Raw genomic sequence first — 13387 nt, forward strand, 5'->3', positions numbered from 1 at the left:
GGCCGGCGATCACCGGCGGGAGCACGATCACCGCGCCGAGCAGCAGGCCGGCCAGCACCATCAGGGTGTGCCGCAGCCCGGTTCCGGCGACGCCGGACAGCGCCACCGCGTCGGCGGTGTACCGCTGTCCGCCACCGCCACCGCCACCGCCGTCACCGCCTGCCGCACCGTCGCCGCTCTGGTCCCCGGCCGCGGTGTCCGCGCCGGTGGGGGCCCCGGAGCCGCCACCGGAGGCGGCGGCCGCTGCGCCGGTGGGGGCACCGGTCCCGGTCCCGGCCTTGCCGGGGTCGGCGCCGGCGGCGCCCGCACCGCCCTTGCTGACCGGGGTGACGGTCTTGTTGCCGCCGGTGCCGGTGGCGCACTGGGCGGCGGAGCCCTTCTTGTCGCAGTCCTTGGGCTGGTCGGCGCTGTCGGCGTACGGGTTGGCGCCGTTCTTGCCGAAGGTCGGGTTGTTGCACTTCGCGGCGTCGAAGGCGCGGCCCTCGCTGCCGGGGATCTTGGCGAGCTGTTCGAAGCCGGACTTCACCAGGTCCTGGGTGAGCGGGGAGTAGCCGCCGCCGTCGGCCTGCTGCTGGCCGTCGCACAGGAAGTAGTAGCCGAACGCGCCGAGGGTGCGGCCCTTGTCCTTGGTGAAGCTGTCCCTGAGCTCGGTGGTGTGCACCACCATGTAGCTGTAGCTGGACAGCGGGTAGGCGGCCGGCTCGGGGGCGTCGTACACGCCGTCGAGCTGCTGGGTGAGGTCGCCGGGGTTGATCTGGACGTGCTTGAGCGCGACCGAGACGTTCTTGCCGGCCGGCTCCACGTAGTAGCCCGCCGAGTTGAGCAGTTTGACCACCGGGAAGTGGCTGTTGAGCGCGTAGGAGTACTCGACGTAGGTGATGGTGCCGTCGTTGCGGTCGTTGGCGACGGTCTTGGCGACCGCGTCGGAGCTGCCGAGCGCGGGCCAGCTGGAACCCTCCAGCCGGGGGAACCAGGAGGTCATCGCGCAGGGCGCCTTGCGCGGCGTCTTCACGCAGTAGTCATCCCAGATCGACTTGTACTTCTTGGCGAACCAGGAGGTGAGCTGGGCGGTGGTGCCGGAGCCGTCCGAGCGGACCACCGGGCGCACCGGCGTCTCCGGCAGCCGCAGGCTGGGGTTCTCGGCCTGCACGGCGGGGTCGTTCCACTTGGTGATCTGGCCGGTGAAGAGCTTGGCCACGGTCTCGCCGGACAGCCGCAGGTTGGTGACCCGGTTGCCGCCGATCTTCAGGTTGTACATGAACGAGGTACCACCGGCCACGATCGGCAGGTAGGCGATCGGCCAGGGCGGGGGCGCGTCGACCTGCCCCTGGTCGGTGAGGTTGTACGGGATCTCGGTGACGGCGAAGTCGGTGCTGCCGTTCTTGAACTGGTTGCGGCCGAAGGTGGAGCCGCCCGGGTCGAAGTCGATGGTCATGCCGTACTGCTTGACGTTGCTGATCCACTGGTCGACCGCGTTGAAGCTCCAGGTCGAGCCGGCGCCGCCGATCCGGCGGTAGTCGTCGGCCCGGGCGCCGGGCGCGCCGAGGGCCAGCGCGGATCCGAACACCGCCAGCGCGGCGAGCAGGGTGAGGGTGCGGGAGAGCGCTCGGCGCAGCACGGGGACCTTCCGGGCGGTTCGGTTCTGACGCTGGTTCTGGTTCTCGGCCTGCGCCCCGGCCTGGGCCTGGGGCTGGGCCGGGTGGTGTCCGGGGGCGGCAGTGGGCCGCTGCATCCGGCGGACGTCGTCCGCGGAGCGCAGCATCCGGCGTTCCTGCTGGCGCCGGGTCAGCTCGTCCGGTCCGCGCCCGCCGACCGCACGGGCCAGCAGGAACAGCGCCAGCACCAGGGCGAGCAGCACCGCCGCGGCGCCGAAGGCCCGGGCGACGTGCAGTTCGGAGGGGAACTTCACCAGCGTGAAGGCCATCAGCGGCAGCGAGGCCTGCGGGCTGGAGAACGGGTCGAAGTTGAGCAGCTTGGTGTAGCCGGAGCAGAGCAGGACCGGTGAGGTCTCGCCGATGCCGCGGGCGGCCGCCAGGATCACCGCGGTGGCCAGGCCCGAGCGGGCGCTCGGCAGGGTGACCGTCCAGACGGTCCGCCAGCGGCTGGCCCCGAGCGCGTACGAGGCCTCCTTCAGCGAGGCCGGCACCAGCCGGAGCACCACGTCGGAGGCGCGGATCAGGATCGGCAGCATCATCACCGACAGCGCGACGCTGGCGGCGAAGCCGGACCTGCTCTGCCCCAGGCCGATCACCAGCACCGCGTAGACGAACAGGCCGGCCAGGATGGACGGCAGCGCGGTCATCGCCTCGACCAGGGTCCGCACCAGCCGGCTGAACCGGCCCGGCACCTCGCCGAGGAAGACCGCGCAGCTGATGCCGAGCGGGATGGTGATGCTCAGTCCGATGGCGATCTGGGTGAGGGTGCCGACGATGGCGTGCAGCGCCCCGCCCTTGTCCAGCGGGTCGGCGGGCCCGGCGGCGGAGAGGTCCTGGGTGAAGAAGTTGGGGTGCGCCAGCGCGGTCCGGCCGTGCCAGAAGACGTAGCTCACCGTCCACACCAGCACGCCGAGCAGCAGCAGCGCGATGCTCTGCACGACGACCGCGGCCAGCCGGTCGCGGACCGCCATCCGGCCCTCGTCGCGGGAGACCAGCGCGTACAGGCCGAGGAAGCAGAGCCAGGCGCAGACCGCGAACCCGATCACGCCACTGAGCGGGGCGATCCAGTGGAACAGCAGCGCGGTGACCGCGAGGGCGCCGGCCAGGCTGGACCACAGCGCCCAGGTGTCTGCTCCGCGGCGGCCCCCGGTGCGGCGCCGGGGCGGGTCGCTCCCGGCGGCGGGCGCCGCCACCACGGTGGTGGTGGGCCCGGCGGTGGTGGTGGGCGCGGCGGTGGTGGTGGGCGCGGTGGTGGTCATGAGCTGGCTCCCGAACGGCTGCGCGCCACCACCGCGGCCGCGGCGAAGTTGACGACCAGGGTGAGCAGGAAGAGCGCGAGGCCGGCCGCCATCAGGGCGGAGATGGCGAACGGCGAGGAGTCCCCGTAGCGCAGCGCGATCATCGGGGCGACCGCGCTGCCGCCGGTCTGCAGGATGTGCGGCTGGATCTCGAACTGCATGGAGAGGATCAGGTAGACCGAGATGGTCTCGCCGAGCGCCCGCCCGAGGCCGAGCATGGTGCCGCCGATGATGCCGCCGCGGCCGAAGGGCAGCACCACCGAGCGGATCATGCCCCAGCGGGTGGAGCCCAGCGCGTACGCGCCCTCGCGCTCGCCGGCCGGTGCCTGGTCGAAGACCTCCCGCATGATCGAGCACATGATCGGCGTGATCATGAAGGCGACCACGATGCCGGCCATCAGGCTGGAGGCGGTGAAGATGACCGGCGGGTTGAGCGGGTCGTCGAGGTCGATCCCGCGGGTGCGGAACAGCGGGAACCAGCCGACGTAGGTCGCCAGCCAGCGGGCCACCCCGGCGAGTTGGTACTGGAGCAGGACGAAGCCCCAGACGCCGTAGACCACGCTGGGCACCGCGGCCATCAGGTCGACCAGGCCGATCAGCAGCCGCTTGGCGCGCCGCGGCGCGTACTCGCTGATGTACAGCGCGCAGCCGAGCGCCAGCGGCATCGCCAGGACCACCGCGATCCCACCGATCAGTACGGTGCCGATCAGCACCGCGGCGATGCCGAAGTGTCCGTGGCCGGCGTCCGGGTTCCAGTCCGTGGTGGTGAGGAAGGACCAGCCGGCCACCCGCAGTGCCTGGACCGCGCGGACGGCGAGGTAGCCGCCGACGGCCAGCATCACCAGCAGGACCAGGGCTCCGCTGCCGCGTGCCCAGAGCAGGAACACCCGGTCGGCCAGGCCCGGGTTGACGGTCAGCGGGCGGGCGGCGGCCGCCCCGGCCGGTTCGGCGGCGGTGCCGGCGGGCGCGCTCACACCAGGCTCCGCAGGGCGCCGCGCGGCTGCGGGACGGACCGGGCCGGCAGGGCCAGTGGCCTGGCCTGCTGCGGGCCGCCGGCCGCGGCGCTGAGCACACCGGCCAGGAACAGCCCGAGGTTGTACTGGCACTCGCGCTGGCGGCGGAACGCCCGGGTCGAGCAGGCCACCGGGACGTTCTCGAACTCCAGTCGCCAGCGCCAGAGCTGGCCGTGCTCGACGGTGCCGATGGTGGCCCGGAGCCGGTCCACCCGCTGCTGCAGCCGGGCGATCGAGGCCAGGCACGCGTCGGCGTCCCGGAAGGTCTCCTCGCTCTGCCCGAGGTGCCGGTTGTTGGCACCGAGCAGGCGCCACACCACGGCGTCACCCGTACGCACCCCGTGCGGGTGCACGGGTCTGCTGACAAGGAGGAATCGCGGCTGTCCCATGCCCGGTGTCGCCTTCCGAAGCGCTCAGTGGCCGGAAGAGACCGTCTCGACCCCGGGGGGATGAACGGATGCCGCGGCATGAACGCCGGACACGGAACCCGTGAACGGGTGGCGCGCCACTCCTCCACAAGTCGCGCACCACCCGTTCCAATCTGACGATACCTCAGGAGTGGTCGCGGGCCGCTGGACCGACGGTCGGTGGGCGACCGGAGGCGCTGTGGAACGCCTCGGAGGTACACGTCCCGGGCCGCCGCGGCCACCTCCGGAGGCCCCTTCCCCGGGGCCCCGGAGGCCCGTTCGGCGGCCGGCGGCCGGGCGGTGCCCGCCGGGGCCGTTCGGGGTCCGGAGCCGAACGGATCCGGCCAACCGCCCGCCGCGGGCGGCCCGCGGCGGGGTTTGCCTTCTGTTGGCACGGGCGCCCGGCCGGCCCGGCCCTCCCAACCGGAGACCAAGCGCGGGCGGCGGCCGCCGGACCGGCCCCCGGGCCGGTCAGCGCCCGGCGGGGAGCGCGGTGAGCTGACGGATCAGCAGGTCCACCCGGGCGTCGTGGTGCTGCGGTCGCAGCCGCCGGCCGGCCGCGAGGACGGCCAGGCCGTGCAGGGCGCCCCAGAGCACTTCGGCGAAGGTCTCCGGGTCGCCGCCGCGGGCGGCTGCGAGCGGCCCGACCACGGCGGCGAACTCGCCGAAGGCGGCCTTCAGCGGGGCGGGCGAGTCCTCGGTGCCGAATTCCAGGTCTGTCTCGTGGACGAACATCGCAGCGTAGAGCGCGGGCCGCTCCCGGGCGAAGCCGAGGTAGACGCCGGCCAGTGCGCGCAGCGCCTCGGCGGGGTCGGCCAGGCCCGCCCGGGCCGCACGCAGGGCGGCGGCGAGCTCCTCGAAGCCCTCGACGGCGACCGCGGCCACGATCGCGCCCCGGGACGCGAAGTGGCTGTAGAGGACGGGCTGGCTGTACTCGACGGCTTCGGACAGCCGGCGCGTGGTCACCGCGCCCCAGCCCTCCGCCTCGGCCAGCTCCCGCGCGGCTCGAATGATCAACAGGTGGCGTTCCGCCCGTTCGCGCTCCCGGCGCTGCTGTACGGCCATGGTCGGATCCTAGCACCGCTAGACATTCGAGCAGGGATAGTCCTAGCATCGATCTCAGACCTAGCAACGCTAGGAAGCCAGTCGGCGCCGCCGGGCACCGGCACGTCCTCAGGGGGAACCAGATGTCCAGGCAGCGCATCACCACCGTGCTGGCGGTCCTGACCGGCGCCACGGTCATCTTCTTCGGGCTCAACTTCCTGCTGAACCCGGCCGCGCCCGACGGTTTCGGCATCACCCCCTGGCCGCAGGGGAACGCCACCGGCTACTTCGTCGTCAAGGGCGTGCGGGACCTCGCGGTCGGCGGCACGGTCCTGGTCCTGCTCGCGCTCGGGCAGCGCCGCGCGCTCGGCTGGGTGGTCCTGCTCGACGCCCTCGTCCCGCTCGGCGACGCGACCGCCGTCACCACGCACGGCGGCACCCTCGGCTTCGCGCTGGCCGTGCACGGCTCGGCCGCCTGCGTGGTGCTGCTGACGGCGGCCCTGCTGCTCACCGAGGGCCGGACGGCCCCGGCGCCCGCCGCCCGGGCCTGAGCGCCCCGCAGGGCCGCTCTGGCCCCGGAAACGCCGAAGGCCGGCCGGACGCGATGTCCGGCCGGCCCCGTCGTGCGCCGGCCCGGTCAGAAACCGAGCTTGCGCAGCTGCTTCGGGTCCCGCTGCCAGTCCTTGGCCACCTTGACGTGCAGGTCCAGGTAGACCGGTGTGCCGAGGAGCGCCTCGATGTGCTTGCGGGCGGTGGTGCCGACGTGCTTGAGCCGGGCGCCCTTGGCGCCGATCACGATGGCCTTCTGGCTCTGCCGCTCGATGTAGACGTTGGCGTGGATGTCCAGCAGCGGCCGGTCGGCGGGGCGTCCCTCGCGGGGGATCATCTCCTCGACCACCACGGCCAGCGAGTGCGGCAGCTCGTCGCGCACGCCCTCCAGCGCGGCCTCGCGGATCAGCTCGGCGACCATGATCTGCTCGGGCTCGTCGGTGAGGTCGCCGTCCGGGTACAGCGGCGGGCCGGCCGGCAGCAGCTTGGTGAGCAGCTCGCCCACCAGCTCGACCTGCTGGTCGCCGACGGCGGACACCGGGATGATCTCGGCCCACTCGATGCCGAGCTCGAGGCCCAGCTGGTGGATCGCGATCAGCTGCTCGGCCAGCTTCTTGGAGTCGACCAGGTCGGTCTTGGTGACGATGGCGACCTTGGGGGTCTTCTTGACCTCGGCGAGTTCCTTGGCGATGAACTTGTCACCGGGGCCGAGCTTCTGGTCGGCGGGCAGGCAGAAGCCGATCACGTCGACCTCGGCCCAGGTCGAGCGGACCAGGTCGTTGAGGCGCTCGCCGAGCAGCGTGCGGGGCTTGTGCAGGCCGGGCGTGTCCACCAGGACCAGCTGGGAGTCCGGGCGGTGCACGATGCCGCGCACGGTGTGGCGGGTGGTCTGCGGGCGGTCGGAGGTGATCGCGACCTTCGTCCCGACCAGCGCGTTGGTCAGGGTCGACTTTCCCGCGTTGGGACGGCCGACGAAGCACGCGAACCCGGAGCGGTACGGGGATGAAGGGGCACTCATGCCGACCATTCTCCCTGATCACCACGGGGTGGACGGACCAGCCCGGCTCAACCGGTCTTCTTGCCGCCTCCGGGCGAGGTCAGCGCACCGATCAGGACGAGCAGCAGCAGCACCAGCGAGCCGATCAGCCAGTACGGCGACCCGGTCTCCTTCCAGCGGCCGAACCCCATCACGGTCAGCAGCAGACCGGCGAAGAACGCCAGCACCCCCATGGTCCCCTCCCCGGGCAGTCCGCGGTCACACTATCGGTCCGCGCGGCCCGGGTGCCCCGGCCGGGGCACCCGGGCCAGGACGGTTCAGCGGGCCTCGGCCCGGACCCGCAGCGTCCCGTCCGGGCCGGCCAGCAGCACCGGGGTGCCGGCCCCGCCCAGGTCCCGGACGGCCGCGAGGTCGGCCTCGGCGGGCGTGTCCGCGGCGGTGACCACGGCGGCCGCCTCCAGGCCCTTGGCGCCGCTGGCCACGGCCATCGCCACGGCGGTCTGCAGGGCGCTCAGCCGCAGCGACTCCAGCGCGACGGTGCCGGCCACGTAGGTCCGGCCGGTCTCGTCACGTACCGCGGCCCCCTCCGCCACGCCGTTGCGGGCGCGGGCGGAGCGGGCCAGCGTGATGATCTTCTTGTCCTCGGGGTCCAGCCCGGTCAGCTCACTCATGAGGCCTGAGCATAGGCGGCGGGCCGCCCGCGCCGTCCGGGGTGTCTCAGTGGCCGGTCGGCCGGGGGTCGCCGGGCCGCATCACCTTGACCAGGGCGGGGGGGCCGTTGGGCAGCGTCTCGGGCTTGCTGTGCCGCTGCTTCCAGTACGGGTTGTCCTGCGGGAGGTGGCTGCTGACCCTGCCGTACATGCCGAAGGTCAGCACCACGAAGCCGAACACGAAGCTGAAGATCACGTTGGGGATCCGGAACGCCAGCCGGTTGGCGCTGCTGTCCAGCACCATCAGGCCGACGAAACCGGCCAGGATGAAGAGCACTCCCATGATCATGTTGATGGTGGAGGCGATGTTGCCGCCGATCACCGCCCCGGCGATCAGGATCACGCCGGCGATGATGGAGATCACGCTCAGCGTGCCGTTGCTCGACAGCCCGATGACCTCCTTGCCCTGGGTGTCGAGGAAGCTCGGGTGGTCCAGCAGCCCGAGGATGCCGAAGACCAGCAGGAACACCCCGCCGAGTCCGGCGCCGACCCGGTACACCTGGCCGAGCCGGTGGTCGACGGGCAGTTCGTCCTGCAGTTTCATGGAGACCTCCTGGCCTGGGGTCTAACCGTGTTCGGCGCCGTGGAACGGCACCTCGTGCAGATACAGGGACCCGCACTGCTGGCAGATGCGCAGGCCCGTCCCCCATGCCGTCTCCGGCTTGCTCTCGGCCCCGGGGTCGACCGGGGCGCCGCACATGGCCATGGTGGGTTCGCCGGTCCGGACGACGTGCCACTTGAGCACGGCACCGGACGGACCCTCGGGCCCGTACTCCGCACGCAACTGATGTGCCATGACTTCATCGTCGGGAGCGTTCGGAGCCCCGGTCAAACGGACCGTGGCTTCGTACGAGGACGAAACGGCCCGCGGGGTGGCACCCCACGGGCCGTTTCGTCCTGGCCGGGTCAGTCGCCGTCCGGGTCCTCGCCCTCGTCCGCCGTACGGACCGGGGCCGCCACCACGGTGCCGATCCGGTTGCGGCGGCCGGCCGAGCTCTCGGCGGTCAGCCGGATCGCGGTCAGGTCGGTCACCGACTCGTCCGGGACCGGGATCTCGCAGGAGGACCCGGGGATCGGCACCCGGCCGAGCCGCTTGCCCAGCAGGCCGCCGACGGTCTCCACGTCCTCGTCGGCCAGCTCGATCCCGAACAGCTCGCCCAGGTCCTCGACCAGCAGCCGGGCGGTGATCCGGTACGAGCCGTCGCCGAGGTCCTCGACCGGGGCGATCTCCCGGTCGTACTCGTCGGTGATCTCGCCGACGATCTCCTCCAGGATGTCCTCGATGGTGACCAGGCCGGCGGTGCCGCCGTACTCGTCGATCACGATCGCCACGTGCGAGCGCATCTGCTGCATCTCGCGCAGCAGGTCGGCCGCGGGCTTGGAGTCCGGGACGAACACCGCTGGGCGCATCACCGAGCCGACCGGCTCGGACTCGGAGTCCCGGTTGATGTGGGTGCGCCGGACCAGGTCCTTGAGGTACACGATGCCGACCACGTCGTCCTCGTTGTCACCGACCACCGGGATCCGGGAGAAGCCGGAACGCAGCGCCAGGGTCAGGGTCTGCCGGACCGTCTTGTGCCGCTCGATCATCACCAGGTCGGTGCGCGGCACCATCACCTCGCGGACGATGGTGTCGCCCAGCTCGAAGACCGAGTGCACCATCCGGCGCTCCTCGTCCTCGATCAGGTCGTCCTGCTCGGCCAGGTCGACCAGGGCGCGCAGTTCGGCCTCGGAGGCGAACGGGCCCTCCCGGTACCCCTTTCCCGGCGTCAGCGCGTTGCCGAGCAGGATCAGCAGCTTGGGGATCGGGCCGAGGATCCGGGCCAGCGGCAGCAGCACGAAGGTCGCCGCCGTGGCCGTGGTCAGCGGGTGCTGGCGGCCGATCGTGCGGGGCGAGACGCCGACCGCGACGAAGGACACCAGCACCATCACGCCGAACGCCACCAGGACGGCCTGCCAGGTGCTGTCGAAGGACCGGACGCAGACCACCGTGACCAGCACGGCGGCCGCCATCTCGGCGGCCACCCGGATCAGGGTGGCCAGGTTCAGGTAGCGGATGGTGTCGGAGGTCAGCACCAGCAGCCGGTCGGAGCCGCGCCGGCCGGCCCGGTGGGCCTCCTCCGCGCGGAACCGGGAGATCCGGGAGATCCCGGCCTCGGCGCAGGCGGCCAGCCAGCCGAGCACCACCAGCAGCAGAGCTCCGACCAGGAAGCTCGTACTCGCACCGCTCACAGACGGCCGGCCCTCAGTGGACGGTCGGCGCCGGGGAGAGCCCCGACAGTCCGCGACCGGCCCGCCAACCGTCCAGGATCCGCTTCTGGAGCGCGAACATCTCGCGCTCCTCCTCGGGCTCCTCGTGGTCGTAGCCGAGCACGTGCAGCACACCGTGGACGGTGAGCAGCTGCAGCTCGTCGTCCATGGCGTGCTTGGTGGGGGCGGCCAGGCCCTGCTGCTTCGCCACCTCCGGACAGAGCACGATGTCGCCGAGCAGGCCCTGCGGCAAGTCCTCGCCCTCCTTGCCGGGGCGCAGCTCGTCCATCGGGAAGGACATCACGTCGGTTGGGCCCGGCAGGTCCATCCACTGCACGTGCAGCTCGGCCATGGCCTCGCTGTCGACCAGGATCACGGAGAGCTCGGACTGCGGGTGGATCCGCATCTTGTCGAGGGCGTAGCGGGCGACGTCGAGGATGGCTTCCTCGTCGGCGTCCCACCCGGACTCGTTGGCGATGTCGATCGACATGGAGGGTTCGGTACTCAGCTTTCGGCGCGATGGGACTGCCGGGGCGCACGCGCGCCCCGACGCTGGACGGGTTTGGTGCGGGCGGTGCCGGCCTCGTCGGCCTCCTGCTGGGCGTCCCAGCGCTCGTAGGCGTCCACGATCCGGCCGACCAGCTTGTGCCGGACCACGTCGGTGCTGGTCAGCACCGAGAAGTGGATGTCCTGCACGTCGGCCAGGATCTCCTGGACGACCTTCAGGCCGCTGCGGGTGCCGCCGGGGAGGTCGATCTGGCTGGTGTCGCCGGTGACCACCACCCGGGAGTTGAAGCCCAGGCGGGTGAGGAACATCTTCATCTGCTCGGGCGAGGTGTTCTGGGCCTCGTCCAGGATGATGAAGGCGTCGTTCAGGGTGCGGCCGCGCATGTACGCGAGCGGGGCGACCTCGATGGTGCCGGCCGCCATCAGCCGCGGGATGGAGTCGGGGTCCATCATGTCGTGCAGCGCGTCGTACAGCGGGCGCAGGTAGGGGTCGATCTTCTCGTAGAGGGTGCCGGGCAGGAAGCCCAGCCGCTCCCCCGCCTCGACGGCCGGCCGGGTCAGGATGATCCGGTTGACCTCCTTGGCCTGCAGCGCCTGCACGGCCTTGGCCATCGCCAGGTAGGTCTTGCCGGTGCCCGCGGGGCCGAGGCCGAAGACGATGGTGTGCTTGTCGATCGCCTCGACGTAGCGCTGCTGGTTGAGCGTCTTGGGGCGGATGGTGCGGCCCCGGTTGGAGAGGATGTTCGCCGTGAAGACCTCGGACGGGGCCGGGTGGGCCGGGTCCTCGGCGGCCTTCCTGAGCATCGCGATGGAACGCTCCACGGCGTCCTCCGTCAGGGGTTGGCCGGTGCGCAGCACCAGCATCATCTCGCTGAAGAGCTGCTCGACGAGCTTGATCTCGGCCTGGTCGCCGGTGGCGGTGACCTCGTTGCCGCGGACGTGGATGTCGGCGTCGGGGAAGCCGCTCTCGATCACCCGCAGGAGCGAGTCGGCCGCCCCCAGCAGGGTGACCATCGGGTGCTTCTCCGGAATGACGATCCGGGTGCTGGCCGCGTCGGGACGGTGACCGTTGGTTCGGGTCTGCGGTGTGTCACTCATGGGTCGGCGCTGAGGCCTGCTCATCCCATCTGTCGAGTCGTGGTGCCGCGCGGGCTCTCCGGGTCACCAGGGTACGCCGCGCAGATGTTCGCTGCGGCGGCGCGGCACCCCGGGCGGCGCATCCGATGCTGGACCCGCGCGGCCGGTGAGGCGAATGGTTTTCCGGTCATCGCCGCGGCGGGACCGGCACCCTGGCGAGGTCCTCGGCGACCACGATCTCGCCGTCGAAGTGCGCGCGGGCCTCGGCGAGATGGCCGTCCAACGCCGGGTAGCGCTGCGAGAAGTGGGTGAGGACGAGGGTCCGGACCCCGGCCTCGGCGGCCACCCGGGCGGCCTGGGCGGCGGTCAGGTGGCCGTGCTCCTCGGCCAGCCGGGCGTCGGCGTCCAGGAAGGTCGCCTCGATCACCAGCAGGTCGGCGCCGTCGGCGAGCTCGTGGACCCCCGGGCACAGCCGGGTGTCCATCACGAACGCGAACCGCTGGCCCGGCCGGGCCTCGCTGACCTCGTCCAGGGTCACGGTGCGGCCGTCCTCCAGGGTGACCGAGCCCTCCTGCTGGAGCCGGCCGACCAGCGGGCCGCGCAGGCCGAGCGCGGCGAGCCGCGCGGGCACCAGCCGGCGCCCGTCCGGTTCGGTGAGCCGGTAGCCGAAGGAGTCCACCGGGTGCGAGAGCCGGACCGCGGAGAGCTCGAACGGCGCGCCGGGCGCGGACAGCGGGCCGGCCACCGGGATCGGGCGGGGCCGCAGCCGGGCGCTCTCGTGGTAGGCGGTCGCGTACCGCAGCCGGTCGAAGAACACCTGGCCGCTGGCGGGGTAGTAGACGTCCACCGGGTGCGGGACCCGGTCCAGGTTGATCCGCTGGATCACCCCGGCCAGGCCCAGCGAGTGGTCGCCGTGGAAGTGGGTGACGGCGATCCGGGTGATCCCGGTGGCCGACACCCCGGCGTGCAGCATCTGCCGCTGGGTGCCCTCGCCGGGGTCGAGGAGCAGGCCCTCGCCGTCCCAGCGGAGCAGGTAGCCGTTGTGGTTGCGGTGCCGGGTGGGCACCTGGCTGGCGGTGCCCAGGACGACGAGTTCGCGCTGTGACACCGGATCAGACCAGGCCCTCGCGCAGCGGCTCGCCGCCCAGCACGTGCACGTGGGCGTGGAACACGGTCTGGCCGGCGCCCGCACCGGTGTTGAAGATCAGCCGGTAGTCCGCGAGACCGTCGACGGCCGCGACCTCACCGGCCTCGGTGAGCAGCTCCGCGGCGACGGCGGGCTCGGCGGCGGCGAGCGCGGCGGCGTCCGGGTAGTGCACCGCGGGGATGACCAGGACGTGGGTGGGCGCCTGCGGGTGGATGTCCCGGAAGGCGACGGTGTCCGCGGTCCTGCGGACCACGGTGGCCGGGATCTCGCCCGCCACGATCTTGCAGAACACGCAGTCGGACTGCGGCTCGCCGGCCATCTCGCTCTCCTCGCGCTGATCGGTCGTCACCGGCCGGTGCCGGTGTCGGCGGCAGCCTAGCCGAGTCGGCGGCCCCGGGGCCGGGGCGGCCGGCGCGAGGGACCGGCCGCCGGGACCGGCCCGGATGTTTGAAGGCGTCTCAGCGGGCAGGCGACGGACGGCGCCGTCCCGTCCGCCGGCGCCAGGCGTCGAGGCCCCGGCCCGCTCCCCTCCCGGGGCCTCGACGCGTACCCGGCGACCGGCCGCCCCCGACCCGCCCCCGACCCCGACCGTGTCAGGAGGAGACCCGCATGCCGATCTGGACCGTCCTTCGCCCGCTGCTGGTGGCGGCCGCCGTGCCGGCCGCCGTGTTCGCCGTGGACCGGCTGCTGCTGCTGGCCGTCGCCCGGCTGTCGGCCGCCCGGCCCGGCGACT

Annotated in this window: 15 protein-coding genes; 1 reads left to right on the forward strand and 14 read right to left on the reverse strand. The window is 72.6% G+C overall.

Features of this window, described 5'->3' with window-relative positions:
* From pstA to AA75_RS14350, 4 genes are all read right to left on the reverse strand, one after another.
* Nucleotides 1–2914, reverse strand: a 2914-nt coding sequence (pstA, locus tag AA75_RS50855) for a phosphate ABC transporter permease PstA (protein WP_063794355.1), incomplete at its 3' end; no start/stop codon positions are given.
* Nucleotides 2911–3927: a phosphate ABC transporter permease subunit PstC gene (gene pstC / locus AA75_RS14340; protein WP_199520324.1), complete on the reverse strand. Its 1017-nt coding sequence runs from the start codon at nt 3925–3927 to the stop codon at nt 2911–2913. The genes pstC and pstA, both read right to left, overlap by 4 nt.
* The gene (locus AA75_RS14345; protein ID WP_149038128.1) at nt 3924–4355 is read right to left on the reverse strand and encodes a hypothetical protein; all 432 of its coding nucleotides are present in this window, start codon (nt 4353–4355) and stop codon (nt 3924–3926) included. The genes pstC and AA75_RS14345 overlap by 4 nt, the downstream gene beginning before the upstream one ends.
* A 489-nt stretch (nt 4356–4844) precedes the next feature.
* Nucleotides 4845–5438 (reverse strand): TetR/AcrR family transcriptional regulator, encoded by a 594-nt coding sequence (locus tag AA75_RS14350; protein ID WP_033820374.1) that lies wholly within the window; start codon nt 5436–5438, stop codon nt 4845–4847.
* 122 nt (nt 5439–5560) lie between these two features.
* On the opposite strand from AA75_RS14350, the gene AA75_RS14355 reads away from it, so the two are divergent.
* Nucleotides 5561–5968: a DUF4267 domain-containing protein gene (locus AA75_RS14355; RefSeq protein WP_033820375.1), complete on the forward strand. Its 408-nt coding sequence runs from the start codon at nt 5561–5563 to the stop codon at nt 5966–5968.
* Nucleotides 5969–6054: 86 nt separating this feature from the next.
* On the opposite strand, the gene era is transcribed toward AA75_RS14355, so the two are convergent.
* From era to AA75_RS14400, 10 genes are all read right to left on the reverse strand, one after another.
* Entirely contained in the window at nt 6055–6984 is a 930-nt protein-coding gene (era, locus tag AA75_RS14360) for a GTPase Era (protein ID WP_033820387.1), read from the reverse strand.
* Between the two features lie 47 nt (nt 6985–7031).
* Nucleotides 7032–7196, reverse strand: a complete 165-nt coding sequence (locus AA75_RS49305; RefSeq protein WP_158515499.1) for a hypothetical protein — start codon at nt 7194–7196, stop codon at nt 7032–7034.
* An 84-nt stretch (nt 7197–7280) separates the two neighbouring features.
* Nucleotides 7281–7634, reverse strand: coding sequence for a cytidine deaminase (locus tag AA75_RS14365; RefSeq protein ID WP_033820376.1), 354 nt, complete (start codon nt 7632–7634; stop codon nt 7281–7283).
* 46 nt (nt 7635–7680) lie between these two features.
* Nucleotides 7681–8217, reverse strand: coding sequence for a DUF4383 domain-containing protein (locus tag AA75_RS14370; protein WP_033820377.1), 537 nt, complete (start codon nt 8215–8217; stop codon nt 7681–7683).
* A gap of 21 nt (nt 8218–8238) precedes the next feature.
* The gene (locus tag AA75_RS14375) at nt 8239–8469 is read right to left on the reverse strand and encodes a hypothetical protein (protein ID WP_033820378.1); all 231 of its coding nucleotides are present in this window, start codon (nt 8467–8469) and stop codon (nt 8239–8241) included.
* Nucleotides 8470–8579: 110 nt separating this feature from the next.
* Nucleotides 8580–9905, reverse strand: coding sequence for a hemolysin family protein (locus tag AA75_RS14380; RefSeq protein ID WP_149038129.1), 1326 nt, complete (start codon nt 9903–9905; stop codon nt 8580–8582).
* Nucleotides 9906–9918: 13 nt separating this feature from the next.
* Nucleotides 9919–10413, reverse strand: coding sequence for an rRNA maturation RNase YbeY (ybeY, locus tag AA75_RS14385; RefSeq protein WP_033820379.1), 495 nt, complete (start codon nt 10411–10413; stop codon nt 9919–9921).
* Nucleotides 10414–10427: 14 nt separating this feature from the next.
* A complete protein-coding gene (locus AA75_RS14390; RefSeq protein ID WP_033820380.1) occupies nt 10428–11528 on the reverse strand; it encodes a PhoH family protein in 1101 nt (366 codons plus the stop codon).
* A 166-nt stretch (nt 11529–11694) separates the two neighbouring features.
* Nucleotides 11695–12615: a ribonuclease Z gene (locus tag AA75_RS14395; protein ID WP_033820381.1), complete on the reverse strand. Its 921-nt coding sequence runs from the start codon at nt 12613–12615 to the stop codon at nt 11695–11697.
* Between the two features lie 4 nt (nt 12616–12619).
* Entirely contained in the window at nt 12620–12973 is a 354-nt protein-coding gene (locus AA75_RS14400) for an HIT domain-containing protein (RefSeq protein ID WP_033820382.1), read from the reverse strand.
* Nucleotides 12974–13387: the final 414 nt, after the last annotated feature.

This window comes from Kitasatospora sp. MBT63 (assembly GCF_000710465.2).
GTDB lineage: Bacteria > Actinomycetota > Actinomycetes > Streptomycetales > Streptomycetaceae > Kitasatospora.

Coding starts and splice junctions, on each gene's coding strand:
- AA75_RS14375 (WP_033820378.1), bottom strand. CDS start 8,469: ATGGCACATCAGTTGCGTGCGGAGTACGGGCCCGAGGGTCCGTCCGGT.
- AA75_RS14365 (WP_033820376.1), bottom strand. CDS start 7,634: ATGAGTGAGCTGACCGGGCTGGACCCCGAGGACAAGAAGATCATCACG.
- era (WP_033820387.1), bottom strand. CDS start 6,984: ATGAGTGCCCCTTCATCCCCGTACCGCTCCGGGTTCGCGTGCTTCGTC.
- AA75_RS14390 (WP_033820380.1), bottom strand. CDS start 11,528: ATGAGTGACACACCGCAGACCCGAACCAACGGTCACCGTCCCGACGCG.
- AA75_RS14355 (WP_033820375.1), top strand. CDS start 5,561: ATGTCCAGGCAGCGCATCACCACCGTGCTGGCGGTCCTGACCGGCGCC.
- AA75_RS14370 (WP_033820377.1), bottom strand. CDS start 8,217: ATGAAACTGCAGGACGAACTGCCCGTCGACCACCGGCTCGGCCAGGTG.
- AA75_RS14345 (WP_149038128.1), bottom strand. CDS start 4,355: ATGGGACAGCCGCGATTCCTCCTTGTCAGCAGACCCGTGCACCCGCAC.
- AA75_RS14350 (WP_033820374.1), bottom strand. CDS start 5,438: ATGGCCGTACAGCAGCGCCGGGAGCGCGAACGGGCGGAACGCCACCTG.
- ybeY (WP_033820379.1), bottom strand. CDS start 10,413: ATGTCGATCGACATCGCCAACGAGTCCGGGTGGGACGCCGACGAGGAA.
- AA75_RS49305 (WP_158515499.1), bottom strand. CDS start 7,196: ATGGGGGTGCTGGCGTTCTTCGCCGGTCTGCTGCTGACCGTGATGGGG.
- AA75_RS14400 (WP_033820382.1), bottom strand. CDS start 12,973: ATGGCCGGCGAGCCGCAGTCCGACTGCGTGTTCTGCAAGATCGTGGCG.